Genomic DNA, 24,030 nt, shown 5'->3' on the forward strand with positions numbered 1-24,030 from the left:
CCGTCAGGATGCTCGTTGCCTCAGTCCGGAATTGCGTTCAGCCGCAATGACGACACTCAGCAAGCCTGGAAACAGCGATTCCATAACGCCGGTCCGAAGCGTGTTGAGAATCGCCGTTCCCTGATAGTGCTGTTCTATGATTCCCGCCTCGCGAAGCACGCGGAAGTGATGGGTGGACGTGGACTTGCTCACGGGCAGCTCAAACGCGATGCATGCCTGGTCGTCATGGCCATCGGCCAGTTGAGTTACTATCCGACGCCGGATGGGATCGGCCAGCGCCGACAGCACGCCATCGATGTGAATCGCGTCGGGCGTAGGGTGGTCCAGAGTTCGCATGCTTCGATTATCCAAGAAGTTCGAGGACCTGGCGATTTACAAATCCTACGCTTGTCGTACTACGATAAATATCGAACTTAAAGTGAAGGGAGACGCACATGAAGGTGTTCCAAGTAGGCGCAGCCGGGGGAGTAGGCCGACGTCTGGCCCAGCGCCTGAGCGGCCGCGGTGACACCGTCACGGGAATGTTTAGGAATCCCGCTCAAGCTGACACCGTTGCCTCCAGTGGCGCGACGCCCGTAGTGGGAGACCTGATTAAGGACTCCATTGAGGCGTTGGCCGGAAAGTTCAAGGGACACGATGCCGTCGTCTTCTCTGCGGGCGCCCATGGCACCGGGATGGACCAAACCACCCTCATCGACGGCAAGGGGTTGGAGAAGGCTGCCGATGCGGCCGCCCTCGCTGGAGTGTCCCGTTTTGTCCTGGTATCTGCCTTCCCGGAGTCAGGGCGGGGTGAATCGGTGAACGAACGTTTTGAGCACTATATGCGCACGAAGAAGACAGCAGACGTCTACCTCACGCGCACTGATCTGGATTGGCTGATAGTTCGCCCGGGGCTTCTGACCGACGCCCCAGGAGATGGGCGGGTAACGGCCGGTCCTGCGATTGAGTACGGAGACATTCGACGCGATAACGTCGCGGCGTTCATTGACGCGGCGCTTCATAACTCACAGCTGAACCGGACTATCGTTGAGCTAACTGATGGCGATACCGCGGTGGCAGAGGCTGTGTCCAGGCTGGTTGGCTAACAGGCAGACACGCCTTGTCCAAAGGTCGGGAGGGGGGTACGCGAATCGCGTGCCTCCCTTCCTCGTGTTCACTCATGAATTCACGGGTGCCCAGGCTTACGGGTCGACTCCATGGCAATGAGTGCGGCTTCCGCGGCGTTGGATGCATGTACTTCACATGCTCGCCGGGCCGCCTCGGGATCTCTAGTGATGGCAGCTGACGTGGTGATGTCCGTCAGCTCGGACAACATGTGCGGACTCCGCCCAGGGGAACTCGTTGAGAGGGCCCGAAGTACTTGAGTGCGGGCATTGATTTGCCGAAGCATGCCCGAGATTTCCTTGTTGCCAGCACCAGCCAGAAGCACTTCATAGTAGCTATCTTTCGCGGCCACCAAGTGCTGCGCACTGCCAGCTGACTCTGCTCTTCGGATGTCAAAGAGTCTCGCCACGAGTTGCCCACGCTGAGCTTCTGTGGCTCGCTCTGCGAACAGGCTTCCGGCGAGCGATTCCAAAGCGCCGCGAACTTCATAGAGACTTCGGGCTTCGGTGGGCGTGAGGGTTGCAACTTCGGGCCCGCGGTTCGGCACCGTCACTACCAACTGCTCGGATTCCAGCTGCCGCAGTGCTTCACGAACCACTGTCCGGCTGACGGAGAACTTATCGCAAAGCGCAGTCTCCACCAGCCTCTCTCCAGGTTTGTACTCGGAGGTAACGATCGCCCGCCGAAGGGCGGCAACCACCTCTTGGCGCAATGGCGCGGCTGTTCGCTGGATTGTTTCCGAAATCATTCTCGCCCCTCGCGTGCTGAATACCAGTACGAACGAAAAAACCGGGGGAGGCGGTGAGCCTCCCCCGGTTCTGTTCGACTAGGCCTCGTACTGGTGGTAAACCTTGGCGATGATCTTCCAATCGCCGTCCTGCTTCAGCAGGGTGTGGAAGTCGGTGTAGTCAGCACCAATGGCGTCATTTTCCATGTCAACCTTCACCACGGCAGTTGTCTGGGTGATGCCGATGATGTCCACGCGGGTCTTGACATCAGGAGCCGCGCCGTTGTCGGCGACGAAGTCGTACAAGTTCTTGATGGGGCCGCCCAGAAGCTGGCCGTTGGTAAAGCCGTACATGGTGGCGTCTTCATGAAAGGCTTCTGCAACGCCTTCGGGGCTGCCAACGCGCAGGCCTTCGACATACTTCTGAACGGTGGTGACGATCTGGTCATATTCGTCGGTCGGGACGACCTTGAGGTTCTTGGGCATGGTTTCTCCTTATGACTTATCGAGCGCCTCGGCACCCGAGGGTTTGTTTGGTTTAGGAAACGCTTTGGGTTATCGCTTTCGAATCACGACGGTTTTGTTGTTGGTGTGCGAGGCCAGGCCTTCATCACCGTGTTCGACGCTCAGGCCGGACTGTTTGTGGCCGCCGAACGGCGCATGATCCGGGTGGCTCTGGCCTTGATTGACCCAGACGTTGCCGGAGTCGATGCGGTCCGCCACGGCCAGTGCCCGCTCTTCGTCTCGCCCCCAGATGGTGGCACCAAGGCCGAAGATTGTGGCGTTGGCGCGCTCGATGACGTCCTCGACGTCGTCGTACACGAGTACGGGTACGATCGGTCCAAAAGGTTCCTCCTGGACGATGCGGCTGTTTTCGGGAGGGTTGTTGACGATGGTGACTGGAACGAAGTTGCCATCCAGGGACTCGTCGATGGTGCCTCCGACTGGGACGTCGTACCCATGGCGGCGAGTGTCTTCGAAGAGGTCACGAAGCTTGTCGTACTGCATGCGGTTGTTGATGGGGCCAAGATCGCTGGTGGGATCCATGCCGTCGCCGACCTTTTGCGTTTTGGCATAGTCCACGAGCGCGTTGACGAAGTCTTCATGGAAGGAACGGTGTACGTAGATGCGCTTGGCCGCGATGCACCACTGTCCCGAGTTACCAAAGGCGGCGTTGAATACCTGCGGCACGGCGTCCTGCCAGTCCGCGTCCGGGAGTAGGATCGCAGGATCATTTCCACCCAGTTCGAGAGTGACCCGCTTGATGGTGCCGGCGGCTGAAGCCATAATCTTGGTCCCGGTTTCCGTGGATCCCGTGAAGGTGATCATCCCGACGTCGGGGCTCTCGGTGAGGATCTGCCCAAGTTCGTTGCCGCCTGTGACGATGTTGAAGACGCCGGGAGGGAAGACCTGGGCTGCCAGCTCCCCGATCCGCAATGCGCAGAGCGGGGTATAGGGAGAAGGCTTGAGAACTACGGTGTTGCCGGTGATCAGCGCGGGGACGGTCTTCCACAGAACGTGGAGGTAGGGATAGTTCCAGGGGATGATGGCCCCCACGACACCGAGCGGTGAGCGGCGAAGTTCTACGCGCTTCTCATCGTCCTCCACCAGAACCTTGTCCTCCAGCCTCGACTTGGCGGTGTTGGGGATCCAGGGGTTGGCAAGGTTAACTTCGAACGTCGCCTGATTGTGTCGTGGCTTGCCCTGCTCCAGTGAGAGCAAGGTAATGAACTCCTCTTTGTGGACCTCGAGGGCCTCGAAGAATTCGACGATGATCGCTTCGCGCTCGTCCGCGGTCAGCGCAGCCCACGCGGGGAAAGCCCGCTTGGCGGCGCCGATGGCGCGTTCCATGTGTTCCCGTGTGCCCTGGGGTGCGGATGCGAGGACCGAGTTTGTGGCTGGGTTGTAGACGTCAAAATGATCCTCAGTCTGAACGATGTTGCCATCAATGAGCAGTCCGTAGGGTCCGTTGAAGTTCGGGGGCGTGATGGTACGCGCGCCCTCTGTGATGGAAACTCCCATGTGATCTCTCCTGTCGTGCGGCGGCTTGCCGTGGAGCGGTGAACGAATCGAATGCTGAAACAGATTCATGTTTCAGTTTAGGGGCAGGGACTTGGGCTTGCAAGACCTTTTGCCAAATTCTGAAATGCGATATTGTTTCAGTTTAGGGTGTGATGATCGACACGATGGCAGTGCGACCTCCCCTGAAGTCCCTTACCAATGAAGCTCAAGGAGCAGACATGAAACTCGACGGACAGTGCCTTTGTGGTGAAGTCACCTACACGATTGACAGCGAGCCGAAGTTCACGGCCTTGTGTCATTGCACCGATTGCCAGCGTCAGACAGGTGGCGCGTACTCGCTGGTCATCGGAGTTGACGACGAAAAGCTGAAAATCACGGGCGACGCGGTGAAGACGTTCATTACCGTCGGCTCCGAGCACGAGACCAACACCAACCGTTCGTTCTGCGGGGAATGCGGTTCGCCAATTGTTGGGCGCATTGACGCGATGCCTGGATTGGCCTTCGTCAAGGCGGGAACACTCAACGACACGTCATGGCTCAAGCCGACAGTGGAAGTCTGGTGCCGGTCCGCGCAGCCATGGGTTGAGGCCCTCCCGGGTGCGGAACGTTACGACGGCGACATCCCGGCCTGATTCGGGCCTGCGCGCGGAAGGGCGCGCAGCATCGGGGTTGGGTGGATCGCTTCTTGGAGGCGGGCCATCCAGCCCCCTCTTCTTTTCTCGAAAGGAACCAAGGAATATGACGTCCATCGCGATTTCCCTCGGCGCCAACAGCATCGCTGATCGGCAGGAAGGACCCCTGACGGTCGCGGCAGCCGAGGATTGGATCCAGCGCTCCTGCTTCACGTCCGGCCCGGCCGGGCGCATCGGACTCGAGCTTGAGTTGCTCATGGGGCGAATCGGAGATCCGTGCCTGCAGCGTCCGTTTGCAGACGACAACTATCGGTGTTTGTTCTCGGAACTGCGTCGTCTGGACGTTGCCGGAAGTCTTACGCTCGAGCCGGGTGGTCAGCTTGAGCTCAGCTCGCACCCCGAAGCCTCTTTGCAGGACGTCATCTTGTCAGTGCATGGCAGCTTGAAATTGTTGCGGGAGCAGGCTGCCGATCTGGAGGCAATTCTGGTAGGTGCCGGAGTATCACCCCATCGGGAACCCAGGCGGATTACGCAAGCCCCCCGCTACGCTGCCATGGAAGAGTACTTTGAACCGTGGGCGCCGGCGGGTAGCACCATGATGTGTTCCACCGCGTCAGTGCAGGTCAACGTTGAGGCGGGCGCGGATGATCTCGAAATCCGTCAACGGTGGAACCTCCTGTATTCAATGGGGCCAGTGCTCGCAGCGACGTTCGCGAACTCCGGTTGGATCGGTGGCAGACGCAGCGGTTGGAAGAGCACACGGCTTGCGGCCTGGCTCGCTCTGGACCCGGCCAGGACTGGCGTACCGCATCTCAGTGCTGCCCAGGATCCCGGGGTGTCTTACGCTCGGTGGGCCTTGGACGCCCCCTTGATGATGATTCGCCGTGAAGTAGGGGAGTGGCATGCCCCCGCCGGTCTGACGTTCCGCGATTGGCTCCGTCTAGGGACAGCGGTGGTACCGGACCGACCACCGGCAAATCTTGAGGATTTGCAGCAGCACTTGAGTACTCTATTCCCCCACGTTCGGCCCAAAGGGTATTTCGAAGTCAGATACATCGATGCACAGCCCGGCTGCTGGTGGGCTGTTCCTGCTGCTGTGGTCGCTGCGCTCATCGCCGATCCTGCGACCTCTGATCAAGCGCGCGGGATTTGCGTCGGCTCTCCGGGTTGGGAAGTTGCTGCCCGGTTTGGGATGGGAGACCCGGCAATAGCCACTCGGGCTGTGCAGCTAATGGCGTTGGCCGCCGACCGGCTCAGGCTTGACCCTTCCACAGCGGGAACAGCCCGCCAGGTTGAGGAGTATACCGAGAGGTGGACTACCCGTGCTCTTTCGCCGGCGGATGATCATCCGTCCGAGTGGTCGTCCCGCAGACATGGTTGTGGACTGGACAACGGCACTTGCTAAATCAGGCCGAGGTCCGTGGCAACGATGACGGCTCGCGTCCTCGTCGTCGATGAGAGCTTGCCTCGCGCGTTCTCCATGTGCGTAGAAACCGTGCGCGGTGAGAGAAAGAGTTCGCTGGCTATTTGGGTGTCCGTCAGGCCCCTCTTTACCATTCGAAGGATCTCCAACTCACGCGGAGTAAGCCCCAGGCTGCGGCTCTGCCTGGCTCGTTCGACCATATCTGCAAGTACCGGTCGCAGGGCCGTCAACATGGGTGCCGTGAGTGCAGGCCAGGCCGCGCGATCAGTGCTGATGTTGCAAGTCCCGACGATTTCCCCCTTCACTGTCAGGGGCATCGTGACGCCGTTTTTGAAACCTTCCGGGCCGAAATGCAAAAGCGCGGGCGCTGAGGCTCGGTAGCCTGGCAGGTTATCCCAGTCATAAATGGTGGACTCATCCCGCAGTGCTTGCCTGGCAGCTTTGTCGTGGAGAAGCAGATCCCGGGTGATGTAGTCCACCACGGCGTCACGGTAGCCTGAGCTGCCGACCGCGATATGAGTGTGCGCCAAAGGATCCACATACGTCAGAAGGATCGCTCCCGCACCGCTTTCGAAGCGAACGAGGTCGAAGTATGCATTGCGTCGGCGAATACTATCGTCGCTTTGAAGGTCCTGCAAGATGAGAACCCGGGACGCGGAGTCCATGTGGCCTCCATGGTTCGTAGGAAAAAGCTCACGTTAGTTGTCAGATCAAACCAACGACGACAAAGACCCGGGGCAGCTGGCCTGTCGGGGTTCGCATGGAGTGGTCGCACTTTGTAAAAGCGATCCGCATCACAAATATACGTGAAATCACCGATGGTGGCCAGAGCGCGGCGTTCCTAAGCTGGGTCTACTCCCCAGGAAACCCAACCCTGCGGACCCACAATCCATCCCTCAGGAGCATCAATTAATATGCATCTCAAACCAGCTCTCATCGCAGGCGCCGCCACCTTGGCCCTGGCGTCTGCAGCCGCGCTTTCGGCCTGCAGCGCCCCAGCCTCCAGTTCGTCCAATGCTGAGTGTTCAAAGACGTACACCATCGGCTTCAGTCACCCGATCGGGGAGGCCGAGGTGATTAAGGCGTTGAAGTCACTGGCGAAGGACTACTCCACCAAAGTTGGTTGTGTGGACCTGCTTCTGGACAACACCACCGGAATGAAGCTTGAAAGCCAGCGCGCCACAGTTGAAAGCTGGGTGACGCAACACGTTGACGCTATTGTGCTTTGGCCTGTCGACTCGACGGCTTTCGCAGGTCTCCAGAAGCAGGCACAGAGCCAAGGCACTAAGTGGCTAACATATCTGACCAGCATGGACGGACAAGATGGCAGCGTGGGCTTTGACAACAAGCTCCAAGGAGAGCAGATCGCGGCCGACGTCACAACGTGGATCGAGAAGAACTATCCCAACGGCGGTGCAACAGCCGCGGTCAGTACGTTGACCACGCTGCCACCTTCACGCCCCAGATACGAGCTTCCCATCAAGGCAATCGAAGCGGCCGGACTCAAAGTTGTTTCTGAACAAAACTGCACAGATCAAGCCTGCGGACTGCAAATTGCCGAAGACGCCCTCCGCGAGCACCCCGATTTGCGCATCTTCATTGGGCTCAGCGACGAGTCCGCCATTGGCGCGATGAAGGCCTTCAAAAACGCTGGTATCGACCCAAACACCGTCTACATCGCTGGCCAGGACGGCTCACCGGAAGGTCTGGCCGCGGTCAAGGAAGGCGGCATGTACCGGGCAAGCTCCGCCATACCCATGGACGCCCTTGCAGCCTCCATCGTAGACGCTGCCATGGCCGCGGCAACAGGCAAGGGTGAGGCCAACCTTGTCACTCCGACAGTTCTGGCAAAGGCCGACAACCCGCAACTTGTGGCTGATCTCATCGGGAATTTTGAGCGTAAGGGCCAATGAAATGCTTCGGGACGCTTTGATTCAGGAAGATGCTGGGAATTTCGGCCTGGTGCTATCAGAAATCCGCAAATCGTATGGAACAAATCACGTGCTGCGGGGCATTGATATGAATATTCCTGCCGGCACAGTCCACGCTCTTCTCGGTGCCAATGGTGCCGGGAAGTCCACACTCCTGGGGTGCCTCAGCGGAGCCACGAGTCCCGACGACGGTGAAATCATCATTGGGGGACGCTCATACCGTGGGCTAACGCCTACGCAGGCCTTTGAAGCTGGATGCGCCATCATTTACCAGCACTTTCAACTCATCGGTTCGCTCTCCGTCGCGGACAACATATTTCTTGGCCAAGAGCGTCGGACCGTCCTCGGTGCAGTGGATACGCGCCGGCAGGAGCGTGAAGCACTGACCATTCTTGAATCTCTGGACGTGGACATAAGCCCCAGAGCCTTGGTCGGTTCACTTTCAGTAGGCGAGCAGCAGATCGTGGAAATCGCACGGGCGCTGCGTCGGAAACCGGACCTCCTCATTTTGGATGAGCCAACGGCAGCCCTCGGCCCACATGAGGTGACGGCCCTGATCCGGCTCGTGCGCCGGCTGGCCACGACGCAGGGACTCACTGTTATCTACGTAACGCACCTGTTGAACGAGGTGTTGCAGGTAGCCGACGCTGTGACTGTCCTCCGAGACGGCCGGGTGCACTGGACCCGGGATCGCCTGGACCTCGAAATGAAGGACCTGGTTGATGGCATCTCTCCAGGGAGCTCACTTTCCGGAAGGGCATCAGACTACGCACCCGGCGAGCCGTTGCTGAAGCTGGAGGCATTCCAGTGCTCCTTCACGGGGCCTTTGACGACGACAGTACATGCCAACGAGATTGTCGGACTGTTCGGGCTGCTGGGCTCGGGGCGGACGAACCTTCTGGAGTCTCTGGCAGGGGTAAGGAGACCCGTCGGAGGGAACGTAAGTCTGTCGCGGACGTCCCGTGCAGCAACGCGGTCCAAGTCTCTGAGGGCAGGCATTTCCTTGGTGGCTTCTGATCGAAAAGAACAGTCGCTCTTTGGCAGCATGACCGCTGAAGAAAACGTACTGCTTCCCCATTACCACCAGCTCTCGCGCGGATTTCGGAGCCGTGGCCGCGAACGCGCGGCCTTTCTTGAGACGGCCGGGAGGATTCGGCTGAGTCCGATGTCTCCAAGGAATCCAGCGGAGTCCTTTTCAGGGGGAAATGCCCAAAAGTTGGTCGTTGGACGTTGGGCCGGTGAACTTGGCGATACATCGGTTCTGCTCCTGGATGAACCAACTCAAGGGGTGGACATCGGATCCCGGCGCGAGATCTACGAATTACTCCGCGAGTTTGTCTCTGGTCCTGAGCGGTGCGTGATCTTCGCGAGCAGCGAACCCGAGGAAATCCTCGCGCTTGCCACCCGTGTCTTCGTTCTGGTGGACGGAGTGCCCAGGGAGATCGCCGCCGAAGACATTACAGAAAACAACCTACTGTCAGCTGCCCAAGGCAGTCTTGGCGAAGCGGAAGGAACAGCAAAGTGACTACGTTGGAATCCACCACCATGAGTCCCTCGAGTATCAACGTAGAGACCAAACAGCCCGGCGTTGCCGGCAAGAAGCTAGTTTTGCAGGGCATCAACTGGTTCATGCCGGCCGCCACTCTTGGTCTCATGGTGTATTTCTCTCTCGCGACCAAGTCTTTCTTTACTGGCGGCAACCTCTTGGCAGTACTAACGCAGAATGGACCGACCTTCATAGTGGCCGTGGTGGCTGCAGTGTTGCTGATGGCCGGATTCGTAGATCTGTCCGTCGGTTCCACGTTGGCCTTGGCCGGAGTGTGCTCCGGGCTCACTTTCCTGGGTTCTGGTCTCATCCCCGGACTCTTAGTCGGAATTGCAGTAGGTACTGCAATAGGCGCCATCAACGGATTGCTGATTGGATGGCTGGAACTGTCTCCCTTGGTAGTAACGCTCGGAATGCTCGCGGCCACTCGGGGTGTGGCTCAGTATCTCGCCCCCGATTCACTCTACGGTTTTCCGTCTGATGTCAATGTCCTGGGCAACGGCTCCATTTTCGGTGTGTCGTACCTGGGCCTTGCAGCGCTGTTTGTCATCGGCGCGGCTTTGCTCACCATGAATCGTTTTCCTGTTGGCCGCAAAATCATCGCAATTGGAGTAAATGCCAGGGCTTCATACCTTGTAGGCATCCCGGTCAAGCGCCTATCGGTGCTCCTCTACGTTGTAGTAGGACTGGCGGCCGGTATTGCCGGTGTCCTGCAGGTGGCGAGACTGGATAGTGCCCCTTCAGGCACCCTCGGGGTGGGATTTGAAGTGACTGTTCTGACGGCTGTGCTACTGGGTGGTGTCCCGTTCAACGGTGGTCGTGGAAGCGTGCTTCGCGTCGTTCTCGGAGTTTGGCTCATTGCCATCCTTAAGAACGGCCTAACACTTCTTAACCTTGGGCCGGAGATCGCGGGAATTGTGACCGGCAGTGTCCTGGTCCTGGCCGCCGGCCTTGAGGCCATTCGCTTCTGGGTTCAACGGTCCAAGTGACGCGCGCCAAATGATGCGCCACAGCTAAATCAAAAAGTCCTAAATCTAAGGAGAAACTCATGGACCACGGCATCGCTGAAGACATCCCATGGATGAGCGCGACGCACATTAGGGAGACGGTGCGTCGTCAGGAACTTTCCCCTATCGATATCGCTACGTCGATGTCGGACCGCATCAGGGCAGTGAATCCGCAATTGAATGCATACGTCACCTTCGACGAGGAACAAGTCCACACGGACGCCGAACGTCTGCAGGCACAGGTGGACTCAGGTTCAGAGCTTGGGCCGCTTCACGGCGTCCCATTCGCAGTCAAGGAACTCACCGCAATGAGTGGACTGCCGGCAACGTACGGCTACTTGCCGTTGAAAGGCACAGTTGCTAGGCACGATGCTGCCGTCGTCAAACGACTCAAAGCGGCCGGGGGGTTGTTTCTGGGGAAAACGAACATGCCTGAAGGCGGCTATTACGGAGGGACGGACAACCATCTCTACGGGCCCACGCACAATCCCTGGAAAAGGGGCTACTCGGCTGGGGGGTCCAGCGGGGGCTCGGCCGCTGCTGTGGCTGCAGGTTTGACCCCTATAGCGGAAGGGAGCGATGGTGCGGGATCGGTTCGGATCCCGGCTTCAATGTGTGGTGTTGTCGGTATGAAACCAACCCATGGGCTCATCCCACAGACAATCCTGGGCGGTCGTTTCTATACCTGGATCTATCATGGGCCGATTGCCCGGACAGTGGCCGATGCTGCGCTCATGCTCAATGTCATGGCTGGCCCGGATGACGAAGACCCAACCAGTCTTCCGGATATGAATATTGACTTCACCGAGGAGATCAAGAAGCCGATCGATGGCCTGCGGATCGCTTGGTCCTCAGATCTCGGCCTTGGCTACGTGGATCCGGAAGTCTCGGCGATCTGCAGGTCTGCCATGGACGCGTTTGATGAACTTGGTGCGGTGGTTGAAGAGGCTACTCCGTCGTGGCGCGGAGCCCAGGAGGCGATGTGGAACGGCGTCTGGCTTCCCGGATTTGCGAGCCAGGTAGATCTACTGGACTGGCAGGGAATGACGGGGCAGGTGGATGACAACCTTCTGGAGATCATGAGGCAATGCAAGACGCTGAATGGAGAAGATAAGGGTCGGGCTGACCTGTACCGCGGTCAGATGTGGCAAACCTTCAGGGAGTTCATGTCAGGTTTCGACCTCTTGATTTCTCCGACCCTGACTTCAGCGGCCTTCCCGCTGGAGCAGTTCGCGCCCAGCTGGCTTGAGGGTAAGCCGCTAAGGGAGCAGATCCTCGGATGGTTGCTCACGTATCCATTCAACATGATGACGACGCCATCCATCACGGTGCCCGCAGGATTTACATCCGAAGGGCTGCCCGTTGGACTGCAAATTGCCGGCGGGTTTCACGCAGATGCGAAGGTTCTGAGGGCCGCAGCGGCCTTCGAAGCCGCCAGACCTTGGTCGCAGATCCGACCTGCTCAATCGGTAGACCGGGTGCTGACAGCTCAGCGTCCCGCATAGGCATTCTTCGAGTACTGGCGAATCCCAGCTGCGGTCTGGCGCCCCTGGACACAGCTGAAGTGAATATTTCTTCCTGGATCGGCCCGGACGTTCGCGTCCGGGCCGACGTGCTGCCTGCTGTCCAACCGGCCGAGGGCTTGGGATCCTACGGCAGATAGGTGGCCAGGTACTCGATGCTTGAGCGCTTCATTTCTTGAAGCAACGCCTCGTTGCCTCGATCAGGCGACTCTCGGTACGCAAGGTCAAATCCCTTGTCCAGCATGCCGACAAAAATCTGGGTCACAACGCCCAGCGGAACCTGAGGCGCTTCGGGCTTGACGTTGGTAATGGTTCGGGCCAAAAAGGCTGCCAATTCGTCGTCGTGCATACGGTTGGCCCGGATCATGCGGCCGGTGAACTCTGTGGAGAACCAGATAGCACGGAAGGCCGGCGTCTCGTTGAAGAATTCGATATGGGCCTCTACGCCGGCTTCGGCCTTCTGTTTCCAGTCAGGTCCGCCCAGGTCGAAATCAACCTTGTCCAGACGGTTATCCAGGTCCTGCAGGCAAGATACAAGAATTTCCTCAAGCAAGGCCTCCCGGCCATCGAAGAAGTTATAGAGCCAGCCCACAGATACACCTGCCCGCGCCGCCACGGTAGTAGTAGTGACGGCCTCCGGCCCGCCTTCGACGAGAAGATCGATTGCGGCATTCAGCACTGTCTCCATCTTCGACCGGCTCCGCTTCTGTACGGCCGTCCTATGAGCGCCGACCGTGGCGGATGCTTCGGTCAGCAGCTCGGACAGGGAGTGCGGTGGTCCCGACGTCGCAAGGGGATCGACCCCGTCAGGGCTTGGCAGAAGTCCGTCTACCTCGCGCTGTGCTGCCTGACTCATCTGGCGCCCCCTTCGGCCTGCCCAAATACGTAGATGTTTCACCTTTAACCTCAGCCCAGTCTAAGGCGTTCATTACGGATCATGCGTCGCTGCCGGAAATTGCCTATTGCATGAAGTGTGAGCCATGCCTCATACTTCAAATATGAAAGATGAATGTGTTTCATTCTTTCGGACTCTCGCTGGACGCAGCGATGTCCTGCCTGACTACGACTGATCTGCCACCCCTATGTGCGGTAAACCCTCCACAGGAGGTGGCAGAACGATGCGGTCCAACTCCGTCTCATGACAACGACGGTTCCGCATCCTCCCAATGTTCTTTGTCGTGCTCCCCAACAGTGCGCCAAAATTTGAAGAAGGACCCCCCATGGCAACTTCCAGTGCCCTTTCCGCGTCATCTGAACAGACAGAAGTCCATCGCCTCAAGTCCGGTTCCCTTGGACTGGTAGGCATTCTTCTGCTGGCTTTCTCCAGTGCAGCGCCCCTGGTGGGCTGCTTGGGCAACATTCCGCTTGCGGTCGCATTCGGCAACGGGGTTGGAGCTCCAGCCGGATTCATCGTCGCAATGGGCGTACTCCTTTGCTTCGCAGTCGGCTATGTAGCAATGACACGACGTCTCAGTGCGACCGGCGGCTTTTACAGCTTTATCAGCAACGGTCTGAGTAAACCGCTCGGGCTGGCATCAGGGCTATCCCTGATGCTGGGGTATCTGTGCGTCCAGGTGGCAGTGTTGGGGGCAATCGGTTACTTCGGCTCTGCCGCACTGAAGCAGTCCTTCGGGATGGACGTGTCTTGGCTTGTGATCGCAGGTATCGCACTGGTCCTCGCCGCTGTGGCATCGTACTTCGGAGTCGAACTCTCAGCTAAGGTTCTCGGCGTCCTGTTCATCGGGGAAATTATCATTCTTGCCATCGTCAATGGCGCCATCTTCATCAACGGTGGACCGGAGGGCGTAAGCCTTGAACCGATCAACCCCATCAACGCCTTCGGAGGAATCGCCCCAGGCATCGGGATCTTCTTCGCCTTCTGGTCCTGGCTCGGATTCGAAGTGGTACCCAACTACGCTGAAGAATCCAAGAACCCCAAGAAACTTGTGCCGCTGGCAACCTACCTTGCAGTCATTGGCATCGGCCTGATTCTCTTCGTCACGGCTTGGGCAACAATCACGGGTTTCGGAACCGGCAAAGTAGTCGATGAAACAACCGGCCTGTTGGGCCAGTCCTACATCTCTCTCGCACAAACGTATGTTGGCGCCTGGGCAGCCGACTGCATCAACTGGCTTGTGATTACCGGTTGTTTCGCGTCTGTGCTGGCATTCCACCAAACTGTTTCACGCTATATCTACGCGATTGCACGTGAGGGTGTTCTGTTCCCGGGCAAGCTGGGCCACACACACGCGCGCTATGGAAGCCCCCACCACGCTGCCGTTGCGACGTTCTTTGGAGCGGCACTCATTCTGGCACTTTTCACGGCTTTCTACTTTGCGGCTCCTTCGGCCCAGGAATTCGCTGGCAACGACTTCAACACGGCCGCCTACTCCGAGGTCTTTGGCTGGTTCGCCATTGCATGTACTTTCTGGGTCATGCTCAATCAGATTCTGTGTTCCATTGCGACCATCCGGTACCACCGGCTGCCGGCGCACCGCATGCACGCGCACTGGTGGCGGACCATGCTGGCCCCCGGAATCGGAGCACTCGGTCTGGGTGGCGCTCTCTACCTGCTGTGGTCGAATCTCAGCTCCCTCGGGGGCGATATCATCTGGGTCAGTCTCATCCCGTGGTTCTGCATCGGCTGGTTTGTCTTCAGCCTCCTCATCGCATTCTGGCTGAAGGCCAAGCGCCCTGCGGCATACGAAGGACTCGGCCGCGTGCTCTCAACGACGGCAGATGACGCCTAGGAGACTGCTGAACTAATCGGCGGTTGTGGGGCGCGTCGGCTGGACTGGTGGGCCTGGTGGTCAATGGCTGGTCTTATGCAGGGACGCGAGGACGCGCAACGCGGGTATTTGGATGTGGAGGCGCTGGCCGGAGAGTTGTTGGCTCCGGGCAGCGCCTTCAGCTTTTCTGGCCAGGCATCGGGGGCGCCTGTTTCCGGATTCGATGATGGAGGATCTCTTCCCGTCGCGGCGGGGCCGGCCATCGGTTCCGGCGCCGGTGATGGGTCCGGTGCTGGTGTTGCAGGCGTTGCAGGGGCTCTCTGATCGGGAAACGGCCGAGGCGTTGACGTACGATCTGCGTTGGAAAGCCGCGTGCGGACAAGGGCTGACGGATACCGCGTTCCACCCGAGCACGCTGACGTACTGGCGGCGGCGCCTGGCCGGGTCGGGAAACCCGCACCGGATCATGGAAGCGATCGCCGAGGTCGTGGTGGAAACCGGCATCCTGAAGGGCAAGCGCCGGCGGGGTGTGGATTCGACGGTTCTTGATGACGCGGTCGCGAGGCAGGACACCATCACGCAGCTGATCGCGGGGATACGCCGCTTCGGCCATGATGTCCCGGCGGGAAGGAACTGCTGGCCGCCCACGCTAACGGGTATGACTACACGCGTACGGGAAAACCGGACATCGCGTGGGGTGACCAGGATGCCCGGGATGGGCTGGTTTCTGCGCTGGTCACCGATGCGCTGGCGCTGTTGGCCGCCGTCGATCCCGAGACGCTGGAGGGCAGGGCGGCCGATGCGTATGCGCTGCTGGCACTGGTCGCCGGGCAGGACGTGGAACCGGCCGAGGATTCGGACGGCACCGACGGGCGGTGGCGTATCGCCCGGAAGGTCGCACCGGACCGGGTGATCTCCACCGTGGATCCGGACACCCGGCACGCGCACAAGACCCAGTCCCGCCAGCAGGACGGATTCAAGGCCCATATTGTCCAAGACTCTTACCGTAACACCGGCCAATGGTCGAGCGGTCCATCGCGTGGCTCACCCGCGGAAACCGCCGCGTTCCCCACCGCGGCATCAGCCGGAGCAACGCCTGGCTGCAGCTACGGATCGCGGGGCTAAACCTGCGACGCCTGCTCGCCCTCGGACTGACCGCGAACGAAGGATCATGGGCGCTGGGATAAATCGCTGCCCGGACCCCTGCCTATCAATAATCCACTGGATGACGCTCCGGATCTGGGGCAGAATGAACCCAGCGGGCGGAACGACCCCGTTGTCGCACCCAAGGGTGCTGACCAGAACACGCCGCTAGACGGCCACTTGGTGGCGTTCCGCCCGCCCCACCATCCCGCTTATTCGGCAGTCTCCTAGGGCCGACGCCTACTCCCGCATAAGAAAAGTAAGCCGCCCCGGGCTGGGGCGGCTTACTTTTCTTAGTCGTTTGGCGGACTTACGCATCGATGGCTCGCGTCAGCCTCTCATCGTGAGGATCAGTTTCCCACCAACAGCGCGATTCCCTAAACGGTTCAGCGCGACGGCCATTTCATCCCATGGCAGTACTGCGGCAACGTGCGGGTCGAGTGCACCTTGCACCATGAGTTCCAGGAGCTTTGCCAGGTCCCGTCCGAAGGGAAGAGGATCGAAGAACAGTTCGAAACCCAGGATCCTGACCAAGGCCCCGTTGTAAACATCACGGACATTGAACGTACTTGGCTCGTCGGACGAATTACCAAAGGCAACCAGGCGGCCCCGTGGATCCAGCATGGAAAGTGTGCGGCCAAGCACTTGGCCGCCCACCGACTCAATGATCACGTCGAAACGATCGTGGACTTGCTCGATGTTGGATACGACCTGTTTGGCGCCCATGGCCCTGATCGCGTCAGCGTGGGTGCCCTTTGAGACCAGAGCCGTAACCATGGCTCCTGCTCGTGCGGCGAGTTGAACAGCGAACTGGCCAACACCGCCGGAGGCGCCGGTGATCAGGACATGATCGCCGAGGCCCGTCTCGCCCAGCCGCAATGTGCGTAAGGCGGTGAGTGCGGCCGTCGGCAGGGCAGCGGCCTGAGCGAACGTCAGCTCATCAGGAATGGCTGCAATCGAGTCTCGCTGCACGGCGACCATCTCTGCCCAAGCGCCATGTTCCACTATTCCGAGAACCCTCGAACCAGCCCTCAGTTCGTCGCTGGCGTCCTCCATGAGGACACCAGCGAAGTCCCAGCCTGGGATGATGCCTGCGGCCGCAGCGCGAAGTGCACGCATCTCGCCTCGGTTTAGGGAAATGGCATGAACCTCAACCAGGACTTCTTCAGGCTGTACTGAAGGCGTGGGGACGTCCTGGATGGCGATTCGGCCGGGCGCCTCAGGGCTGACGGCCAGTGCACGCATTGTTGACGTGGCAGGTGGTGAGTGTTTCACGGGTCCTCCGGGGGTGCGTTCTGCGGCGGGTTAATGACTAGGCCGGGGAGACAATGACGCCTTCGCGGTAGTCGAAAGCCCTGCGCTGGTGGGTAGTGTCGGAGACTACCCAGATGACAGTGCAGGTTTCGGTGATCGCGTCTACTGTTGCCCGATACGGCTCGCCAACAGATTCACTTACCAGGACGTTCTGGGTAGGCCGAAGCCCGGACCAGTTCTGACTGGTCCGGGCTTCGGTGGTGGAGGCTGTTTCCATCCGCGTGCCTTCCTAAGGAGCTTCTGCGGGGCTGTTGGCAGTGACATAGGTGGAAACGGTCCGCGCTTCCAGCTCGGGGATGATATGTACAGCCCCGATGGTGAGGAAATGTTGCGTCTGCCGATGCAGATCGAAGTCCTCGGCAGTGTGATAGCTCTCAAGGATGACAATCTTCCGGTCATCCTCAACTCCACGGAAGAATTCGTAGGAGATGTTGCCGGGTTCGTCGCGGGTTTGGGCTGCCATTCTTCCCAGATGCCCAAGAACCTCATCCGTGGTTCCTGGCTTGGTTCTGTATCTGGCAACGACATTGAAAGTGCTGGTCATGATGTCTCCTATTGGTCTTGGTGGGATGCGCCGATGGCCACGCCGGCCCCGGCGGGGAGCTCTTGGCAGGCGCGGAAACGCGTGAGCACGTCTGGATCATGGCCCGCGACGACGGTAAGTCCGCGCTGCCGCACTTCTTCCCGGATGAAGGCAAAGGCCTCATACATGGCTGGCAGGTCACTGATTGCCGTAAAAGGCATGTCCCGTTCAAGCTCCTCGTAGAAGTGGACAGCGTCTGAGGCCAGCAGCACTTCGCCCTCCGACGTGGGGACGTAGACAACTGCCTGCCCCGGCGTGTGTCCGCCGACCTCCACGAGCCTGAGTCCCGGCGCCGGTGAGGTTTCGCCCGAGAATAGTTTCAGGCGCCCTTGGGCTTCTGTCAGGCGGAGCTGATCAATCTCGACGTCTTCTGCGTAGAAGGAGAACTGGATGTGCCCAGCTGTGGCGGACGTCCAGAATCTGTATTCTGCTTCCGCCATATGTATCCGCGCGTTCGGGAACAGATCCAGGTTGCCAATGTGGTCGTAGTGACCGTGGGTCACGATGACGTCATCAACACCGGCCGGGGCGATGCCCAGCAGGTTAAGTGCCTCGGCAGGGTGCAACAGCAGAGTGCGGCCACGTCGGCGGCCGGCATCTTCGCCAAAGCCGGTGTCCACAACAACGGTTCCTTCTGGCCCTTGAAGGATCCAGAAGTAGTAGTCAACGGTGGCCGGTCCGTCGTCTTCCCCGTACAAACGGTAGTTAAGGTAGATGTCGCTGCGTTCTGTGGCCCGGGTGCCGACGCGAACGGCGACAACCCGGTAGCCGCCGTCGTTCTTAGCCGGCGCCATTGCCGCCCTCGTGAACGGCCACGGACGGTTCGAGTCCGTCAGCGCCGACCACTTCCCGCCATGCCTCGAAACCAGCCTGGAATGCTACGACGCCGGCTTCCGGAAGCGAAATTTCGATCGCTTCCAGGATTTCGGTCGGCGTGAGGCCAAGGTCGAGCGCTACGCGGATGTGGGACTGGATGTGGCCCTTGGAAGCGCGCATGACGGTGAGGCTGACAATGAAGATGAGTTCCTTGGTCCTACGGTCAAGAGTGCGCTCATCCAAGTAGGCGGCGGAGACGACATGATTGGCAGCCTGAAGTACGGGAAAATCGTGCTTGGCCATTACCTTGTGATAGTCGAGGACGTATCCGCGTTTGCGCGCCATGTCGTCGATGTACGTCTGGGCCTCGGCGGTCTGGTCGTTCAGATCAATGGTCATACTGGTGTCCTTCCGGATGGTGCGGCGATCAGCTGGCGCGCAGCGGTGTGCCGTTGAGTTTTTCGTAGTAACGGGCAAATTCGGTGTGGTCCGGATTGTCGCTGTCCAGGAGCTCGCGCGCCTTCTCGGCGGTTTCCTGTGCGGTGAGCACGATCGGCGCCTCAGCGGACTGCTGGGAAATAAGGTTCCTGGCAATCTTCAGGTCCTTGAGCATCAAGTCCATGGCAAAGCCGGAATCAAAACTTCCAGTCAGGATGTGGCGGGGATACTTGAACTCTGACGCCTGGCTGCGGCCTGTGGAGCCATTGATGACTTCCAGCATTTTCTCCGGTGCAATTCCAGCCGTTGCGGCCACCGTCAGAATTTCGGCGGCCGCCGCGAGGTTCGTGGCCGACAGCAAGTTGTTCAGCGCTTTAGCTGCGTGTCCCGTCCCCGGGGGCCCAACGTGAGTGATGGACTCGCCCAGGTTACGAAGATGCCGTTTGGCACGTTCGACGGCGGTGCTGTCGCCACCCACCATGATGGCCAGCTTCCCGGTCAGGGCTTTTGCCACACCACCGGACACCGGTGCATCGACATAATCGATGCCGAGGGCAGCGGCTTCAGCAGCAAGGGCTGCGGTGCTTTCGGGTTCGGAGGAGCTCATGTCGATGATCAAGGTTCCAGCCTCCAGGCGATTCAGGAGTCCCGGGCTGGTGCGCAGGACGGACTCGATGATCCGGCTGTTGGGGAGCATGAGAATCACGGTCCCTACGTGGGACGGTATGTTCTCCAGGTCCGGCAGAGCTGTGCCGTTCGTAGCCGCAGCTACCTCCGCGGCGACCGCAGGGTTCGTGTCGTAGACGAACAGTTCGCGTCCGGGGGAGTAGTTGATGGCCATCGGCCGGCCCATGTTGCCGAGTCCAATAAAAAGGGACGCGTGATTGTCGGCGATTACCATGTTGACGTTCCTCCGTCGATGGTGAGTACAGATCCCGTAGCGAAACTGGACTCTCTGGCTGCAAGCCAGACAATGGCTTCAGCTACTTCTTCCGGGCGGCCCATGCGGTGCATAGGCGAACGGCCGTTGAGAGAGTCGACGAGTTCTTGCGGTTCTGCCGACTCGGCAATCATTTTGTCGAAGTAGGGCGAGTTGATGGTTCCCGGAGCCACGGCATTGACACGAATGCCTTGATCCACGTGGTCCAGCGCCATGGCCCGCGTCAGCGCCGATACACCGCCCTTGGAGGCCACATATGCGGCGCGGTCGCGGATGCCAACGTTGGCTGTATACGAGGAGGTGTTCACGATCCTGCCGTCACCCGTCTTCGCGAGTTCCGGGATGGCGTACTTTGAACAGAGGTAGACGCCTTTGAGGTTGACGGACATGAGGCGGTCCCAGTTGTCTTCGTCGATTTCCAGCACGTTTCCCGGGAACCCGAATCCCGCGTTATTGCAGAGGACATCGATGCCCCCAAAGTTATCGACGACAGCCTTGATCATGGAGCGGACGCTGGCCGAGTCGCTGACGTCGACGGTGACTGCAAGGGCCTTGGCGCCAGCCTCATCGGCAACTTCCCGGGCAGCCGCTTCGTTTTTGTCGGCGATGACGACGTTGGCGCCAAGCTCGGCGAACCTGAGGGCGGCCGCCCTGCCGATTCCGCTGCCGGCGCCAGTGACTATGACGGTTTGGTCAGTGAAGTTCACGAGGCGTTTCCCTTAAGGTCAATGATCTGACGGATTACTCTGCCTTCGCGGAGTTCATCCATGGCGTGATTGATGTCGTCCAGGGCGATGGTGCCCGAGATGAGTTTTTCTACTGGCAGGACGCCATCCAGGTACATCTGGGCATAGCGGGCGATGTCTTCGGACGGAATGCCGGAACCCATGTAGGAGCCGATCAGTTGACGGGCTTCAACCACCAGGCTCAAGGGCGAGATTTCGAGGCGGGCGTCGGGCCGTGGAAGTCCGACTGTTACCGTGCGGCCGCCTGGTTTGGTCATATCGATGGCACCGGAGAGCGCAGCGGGATTTCCCACACATTCGATCACGGCGTCGAACTTCAGGCCTGCGGCCGCCGCGTCGGCAGGGGTGTAGGCGGCTGTCGCACCAATTTCCAGCGAAGTTTCCAGCTTGGACGGGAGCATGTCGATCGCGACGACTTCGCCTGCACCTGCTGCTATGGCCACAAGAGCAGCTGCAAGGCCAACGCCACCCATGCCAACAATTGCAACGGACTCTCCGGGCCGGACTTTGGCCGCATTGATGACTGCGCCGCCGCCAGTGAGGACAGCGCACCCAAGGAGAGCGCCGACGTCGGCGGGTACACCTTCGGGCAGGGGGACGACAGAATGCTTGTCCACAACGGCGTATTCAGCAAAAGCCGAAACTCCACCGTGGTGGTCCAGGGGTTGGCCGTTGATGCGCAGGCGTCGGTCGCCGTGAAGCAGCGTTCCTTCCGCGTTGGCCTTGGTGCCTTCGAGGCACAGCGCCCAGCCGCTGGAAGTACATGCGGTGCATTCACCGCAACGCGGCATGAAGGTCATCGTGACACGCTGTCCGACCTTCAGGTCGCCACAGTCTTCGCCGAGTTCCTCGATGATGCCTGAACCTTCGTGACCAAGGACCATGGGTACGGCGCATACGCGCACACCGCTGACGCGCGAGAGATCCGAGTGGCAGACTCCCGCGGCTTCCATGCGGATGAGCACTTCGCCGCGGCCCGGTGCGTCAAGTGTCAACTCAGCCACATTGATGGGAGTGGTGTCCCCCCAGGGCGTGGGCGCCCCGATGGTTTCCAGAACTGCTCCTCTGAACTTCATCGTTCTCCTCCAGTCGCCGCCGTCGCCGGCGGAATCATTCTCTGTGAGCCGCATTTGCGCTAATCCAGTATTACAGTAATACCTGCAGGCGTGTCCAGTCCCACATTCGGCGTTATCGCGTATGATGGTGAAACCCTTTAGAAGGAATGCCATGACTATTGACGCCATCCGCAGAACAGCTGCGCCGCTTCGCACGGAAGTGGTCAACGCGCTGCGTCGAGCCATCGTTGCCCAGGAATTTGCGCCCGGGGACCGCCTCGTCGAGACGGTAATGTGCGAGAAGTATTCCGTGAGCCGGACCGTGATTCGTGAAGCCCTCAGGCAGCTCGAGTCCGAGGGGCTCGTAACGATGGTCCCGAATCGAGGCCCTGAAGTTGCCACGCTCAGCATTCACGACGCGGAGAGCCTCTATGAGGTACGCCGTGCACTCGAATCACTGGCCGGCAGCCTTTTCGCCGAGCGGGCGAGTGACGCGCAATGTGCCGAGCTGGTTTCCAGGCTTGGTGAAGTCAAGGTCGCCGTGGCCTCGGGGGACCCTGAAAAGCGCCTGGCCGCTAAAGATCGCTATTACGACGTGCTTCTCGATGGCACCGGCAATGCGGAAATTGCACGGATGTTGCGAAGCGTGAATGCCCGGACTCAGATGCTCCGTACGCTCTCTCTGGCTGCTCCGGGCCGTGATGCCCGGACCATCGCTGAGATCACCCGGATCACAGCTGCGGCAGCAGTCAACCGCGATCCCGATGAAGCCCGCTTGGCCTGCGAAGAGCATGTCCGCAATGCTGCAGAGGCGGCCCTGGGGGAGATGCGCAAACTTCACGCCAGCTGATTCCACACCCTCCAAGCTCCGGTTCGCCCATGGTGAGCCGGAGCTTTTGCTTTGCCTCATGGCGAGTTGACGTGGATCACATGGCGTTCTAAGCTCATAACACCGTAATACGGTCTTATGACATTCCAGTATGTACTGGATCCCCCAACTCTCTGTTTCGAAAGGTTGAGCGTAATGGGCGCATCATCCGCGACACTGGCGTCGCCGCCTTCACCGGCGAAGGTCGCCATGGCCAGCTTCATCGGCACCACGATCGAGTGGTATGACTACTACATCTTTGGCGCTGCCACTGTCTTGGTGCTGAACAGCCAGTTCTTCCCCACCCTTGACCCGTTTGCAGGCACGCTTGCTTCATTCGCCACCTTTGCGGTGGCATTCATCGCCCGCCCCTTCGGTGGCGCGTTCTTTGGACACTTCGGTGACAAGATCGGCCGGAAGAAGATGCTCGTTTGGTCTGTCCTGGCCATGGGACTCGGCACGCTCGTGGTGGGGTTACTCCCTAACTACGCCACCATCGGTATCTGGGCTCCGATTCTGCTCGTGGTCTGCCGGTTCCTGCAGGGCTTCGCAGTCGGCGGGGAATGGGGCGGTGCAGTGCTCATGTCTTTGGAGCACGCCCCAGCCAACAAGCGTGCCTTCTTTGCCAGCTTCCCCCAGGCCGGCGTCCCTGCAGGGACAGTCCTCTCCAGTGGCACCTTTGCGCTGATTGCACTCATGCCCCAGGACCAGCTTCTGGCGTGGGGCTGGCGGATCCCGTTCGTTGCCTCCATCCTGCTGGTCATCGTTGGCCTGTGGATCCGGCTGAAAGTCACCGAGTCTCCTGAGTTCCTGGAAATCCAGGAAAAGAACGAAGTCCCCAAGGTGCCGGCGTTTGAAGTCTTCAAGTACCACAAGCGCTCACTCATGCACGGTATTCTCTGCGGTTTCGCGCCGAACTTCACGTTCTATATCGCCACCGTATTCCTGGTCAGCTATGGCCCCAAGCAACTCGGCATCCCGTCAAGCACGATCTTCGTGGCACTGATGATCGCCGCATCCCTTCAGGTGTTTACGTTGCCGTTCTTCGCTACCTTCGCGGACAAGTACAGCCAGAAGAAGGTGCTGCTGACGGGTTGCGTCCTGGTGGGAGTGGGAGCCTTCCCGGTCTTCGCTCTCTTCAGCACGGGAACATTCTGGGGAATTCTGCTGGCGCTCGTTATCGCGCTCCCGATCCTTCATGGCGTCTCGTACGGCGTGATCTCCGGTTTCACGGCAGAACTCTTCCCCACGGAAGTCCGTTACACAGGCACGTCCCTGGCCTACCAACTCGGCGGCATTGTCACATCAGCACCCGTACCGATCATCGCAACCCTGCTGATTCAGCAGTACCAGTCCAGTAACGCGGTCGCTTGGTACATGGTCATCTCGGCAGTGCTGGGTTTCATTGCCATCGTCACTGCAAAAACCATTCGTGACAGCAAGGCCAACTCCACCGTCCGCGTGGACGAACTGAGCATCTGAG

25 protein-coding genes and 1 pseudogene are annotated in these 24,030 nt (G+C 59.7%); 12 read left to right on the forward strand and 14 right to left on the reverse strand.

All coding sequences use genetic code 11. The annotated features are described in order from the left end of the window. Window positions 1-3: 3 nt before the first annotated feature. Window positions 4-336: an ArsR/SmtB family transcription factor gene (locus tag AC1DD7_RS18510; RefSeq protein ID WP_477516088.1), complete on the reverse strand. Its 333-nt coding sequence runs from the start codon at window positions 334-336 to the stop codon at window positions 4-6. 98 nt (window positions 337-434) lie between these two features. Here AC1DD7_RS18510 and AC1DD7_RS18515 point away from each other — a divergent pair, with 98 nt between their 5' ends. Beyond that, window positions 435-1,085 carry an NAD(P)H-binding protein gene (locus AC1DD7_RS18515; protein ID WP_477516089.1) on the forward strand — a complete coding sequence of 217 codons (651 nt, stop codon included), beginning with the start codon at window positions 435-437 and terminating at the stop codon, window positions 1,083-1,085. 80 nt (window positions 1,086-1,165) lie between these two features. On the opposite strand, the gene AC1DD7_RS18520 is transcribed toward AC1DD7_RS18515, so the two are convergent. The 3 genes from AC1DD7_RS18520 to AC1DD7_RS18530 form a co-directional block, all read right to left on the reverse strand. After that, window positions 1,166-1,852 carry a GntR family transcriptional regulator gene (locus AC1DD7_RS18520; protein ID WP_477516090.1) on the reverse strand — a complete coding sequence of 229 codons (687 nt, stop codon included), beginning with the start codon at window positions 1,850-1,852 and terminating at the stop codon, window positions 1,166-1,168. 78 nt (window positions 1,853-1,930) lie between these two features. Beyond that, entirely contained in the window at window positions 1,931-2,317 is a 387-nt protein-coding gene (locus AC1DD7_RS18525) for a nuclear transport factor 2 family protein (protein ID WP_431114747.1), read from the reverse strand. A gap of 69 nt (window positions 2,318-2,386) precedes the next feature. Further along, a complete protein-coding gene (locus AC1DD7_RS18530; RefSeq protein WP_477516091.1) occupies window positions 2,387-3,853 on the reverse strand; it encodes an aldehyde dehydrogenase family protein in 1,467 nt (488 codons plus the stop codon). Between the two features lie 218 nt (window positions 3,854-4,071). On the opposite strand from AC1DD7_RS18530, the gene AC1DD7_RS18535 reads away from it, so the two are divergent. Further along, on the forward strand, window positions 4,072-4,485 hold the full coding sequence (locus AC1DD7_RS18535; protein WP_442017927.1) for a GFA family protein: 414 nt from the start codon (window positions 4,072-4,074) through the stop codon (window positions 4,483-4,485). A 106-nt stretch (window positions 4,486-4,591) separates the two neighbouring features. Further along, window positions 4,592-5,890: a glutamate-cysteine ligase family protein gene (locus tag AC1DD7_RS18540; RefSeq protein ID WP_477516092.1), complete on the forward strand. Its 1,299-nt coding sequence runs from the start codon at window positions 4,592-4,594 to the stop codon at window positions 5,888-5,890. Here AC1DD7_RS18540 and AC1DD7_RS18545 read toward each other — a convergent pair. Next, window positions 5,887-6,573, reverse strand: a complete 687-nt coding sequence (locus AC1DD7_RS18545) for a response regulator transcription factor (protein WP_477516093.1) — start codon at window positions 6,571-6,573, stop codon at window positions 5,887-5,889. The two genes, AC1DD7_RS18540 and AC1DD7_RS18545, sit on opposite strands and share 4 nt — an antisense overlap. A 249-nt stretch (window positions 6,574-6,822) precedes the next feature. Between AC1DD7_RS18545 and AC1DD7_RS18550 the strand changes: the two genes are divergently transcribed. The 4 genes from AC1DD7_RS18550 (at window position 6,823) to AC1DD7_RS18565 (ending at window position 11,897) form a co-directional block, all read left to right on the forward strand. Then, window positions 6,823-7,821, forward strand: coding sequence for a sugar ABC transporter substrate-binding protein (locus tag AC1DD7_RS18550; protein ID WP_477516094.1), 999 nt, complete (start codon window positions 6,823-6,825; stop codon window positions 7,819-7,821). An 88-nt stretch (window positions 7,822-7,909) separates the two neighbouring features. Continuing rightward, entirely contained in the window at window positions 7,910-9,364 is a 1,455-nt protein-coding gene (locus AC1DD7_RS18555) for a sugar ABC transporter ATP-binding protein (protein WP_477516095.1), read from the forward strand. Then, window positions 9,361-10,374 carry an ABC transporter permease gene (locus AC1DD7_RS18560; protein ID WP_477516096.1) on the forward strand — a complete coding sequence of 338 codons (1,014 nt, stop codon included), beginning with the start codon at window positions 9,361-9,363 and terminating at the stop codon, window positions 10,372-10,374. The genes AC1DD7_RS18555 and AC1DD7_RS18560 overlap by 4 nt, the downstream gene beginning before the upstream one ends. 59 nt (window positions 10,375-10,433) lie before the next feature. Next, entirely contained in the window at window positions 10,434-11,897 is a 1,464-nt protein-coding gene (locus tag AC1DD7_RS18565; protein WP_477516097.1) for an amidase, read from the forward strand. Between the two features lie 145 nt (window positions 11,898-12,042). Here the strand turns inward: AC1DD7_RS18565 and AC1DD7_RS18570 are convergent, their stop codons facing one another. Then, window positions 12,043-12,771 carry a TetR/AcrR family transcriptional regulator gene (locus AC1DD7_RS18570; RefSeq protein WP_431114751.1) on the reverse strand — a complete coding sequence of 243 codons (729 nt, stop codon included), beginning with the start codon at window positions 12,769-12,771 and terminating at the stop codon, window positions 12,043-12,045. Between the two features lie 364 nt (window positions 12,772-13,135). Here AC1DD7_RS18570 and AC1DD7_RS18575 point away from each other — a divergent pair, with 364 nt between their 5' ends. The 3 genes and pseudogenes from AC1DD7_RS18575 to AC1DD7_RS18585 all read left to right on the forward strand — a co-directional run bounded on the left by AC1DD7_RS18575 (window position 13,136) and on the right by AC1DD7_RS18585 (window position 15,831). After that, window positions 13,136-14,665 (forward strand): APC family permease, encoded by a 1,530-nt coding sequence (locus tag AC1DD7_RS18575; protein ID WP_442017935.1) that lies wholly within the window; start codon window positions 13,136-13,138, stop codon window positions 14,663-14,665. Between the two features lie 75 nt (window positions 14,666-14,740). Beyond that, window positions 14,741-15,634: pseudogene (locus AC1DD7_RS18580) on the forward strand (transposase); the annotation flags it as partial. 29 nt (window positions 15,635-15,663) lie between these two features. Next, window positions 15,664-15,831 carry a transposase gene (locus AC1DD7_RS18585; protein WP_477516098.1) on the forward strand — a complete coding sequence of 56 codons (168 nt, stop codon included), beginning with the start codon at window positions 15,664-15,666 and terminating at the stop codon, window positions 15,829-15,831. A 286-nt stretch (window positions 15,832-16,117) separates the two neighbouring features. Here the strand turns inward: AC1DD7_RS18585 and AC1DD7_RS18590 are convergent, their stop codons facing one another. The 8 genes from AC1DD7_RS18590 to AC1DD7_RS18625 are packed head-to-tail and all read right to left on the reverse strand — an operon-like array spanning window position 16,118 to window position 21,700. Continuing rightward, a complete protein-coding gene (locus AC1DD7_RS18590; RefSeq protein ID WP_477516099.1) occupies window positions 16,118-17,062 on the reverse strand; it encodes a zinc-binding dehydrogenase in 945 nt (314 codons plus the stop codon). Window positions 17,063-17,099: 37 nt separating this feature from the next. Further along, window positions 17,100-17,318, reverse strand: a complete 219-nt coding sequence (locus AC1DD7_RS18595; protein ID WP_431114754.1) for a hypothetical protein — start codon at window positions 17,316-17,318, stop codon at window positions 17,100-17,102. A gap of 12 nt (window positions 17,319-17,330) precedes the next feature. Further along, on the reverse strand, window positions 17,331-17,645 hold the full coding sequence (locus tag AC1DD7_RS18600; protein WP_431114755.1) for a putative quinol monooxygenase: 315 nt from the start codon (window positions 17,643-17,645) through the stop codon (window positions 17,331-17,333). Between the two features lie 8 nt (window positions 17,646-17,653). Continuing rightward, on the reverse strand, window positions 17,654-18,478 hold the full coding sequence (locus AC1DD7_RS18605; RefSeq protein ID WP_477516100.1) for an N-acyl homoserine lactonase family protein: 825 nt from the start codon (window positions 18,476-18,478) through the stop codon (window positions 17,654-17,656). Next, entirely contained in the window at window positions 18,465-18,899 is a 435-nt protein-coding gene (locus AC1DD7_RS18610) for a carboxymuconolactone decarboxylase family protein (RefSeq protein ID WP_039240875.1), read from the reverse strand. Before AC1DD7_RS18610 ends, AC1DD7_RS18605 begins: the two co-directional genes overlap by 14 nt. Before the next feature lie 28 nt (window positions 18,900-18,927). Continuing rightward, entirely contained in the window at window positions 18,928-19,839 is a 912-nt protein-coding gene (locus AC1DD7_RS18615) for an NAD(P)-dependent oxidoreductase (protein WP_431114757.1), read from the reverse strand. Continuing rightward, on the reverse strand, window positions 19,833-20,585 hold the full coding sequence (locus AC1DD7_RS18620) for an SDR family oxidoreductase (protein WP_477516101.1): 753 nt from the start codon (window positions 20,583-20,585) through the stop codon (window positions 19,833-19,835). The genes AC1DD7_RS18615 and AC1DD7_RS18620 overlap by 7 nt, the downstream gene beginning before the upstream one ends. Further along, on the reverse strand, window positions 20,582-21,700 hold the full coding sequence (locus AC1DD7_RS18625) for an alcohol dehydrogenase catalytic domain-containing protein (RefSeq protein ID WP_431114759.1): 1,119 nt from the start codon (window positions 21,698-21,700) through the stop codon (window positions 20,582-20,584). The genes AC1DD7_RS18620 and AC1DD7_RS18625 overlap by 4 nt, the downstream gene beginning before the upstream one ends. A gap of 151 nt (window positions 21,701-21,851) precedes the next feature. Here AC1DD7_RS18625 and AC1DD7_RS18630 point away from each other — a divergent pair, with 151 nt between their 5' ends. Beyond that, a complete protein-coding gene (locus AC1DD7_RS18630) occupies window positions 21,852-22,529 on the forward strand; it encodes a GntR family transcriptional regulator (RefSeq protein ID WP_431114760.1) in 678 nt (225 codons plus the stop codon). Window positions 22,530-22,703: 174 nt separating this feature from the next. After that, complete coding sequence (locus tag AC1DD7_RS18635) at window positions 22,704-24,029, forward strand: MFS transporter (protein WP_477516102.1); 1,326 nt, start codon at window positions 22,704-22,706, stop codon at window positions 24,027-24,029. Window position 24,030: the final 1 nt, after the last annotated feature.

This window comes from Paenarthrobacter sp. 10L412 (assembly GCF_056395565.1).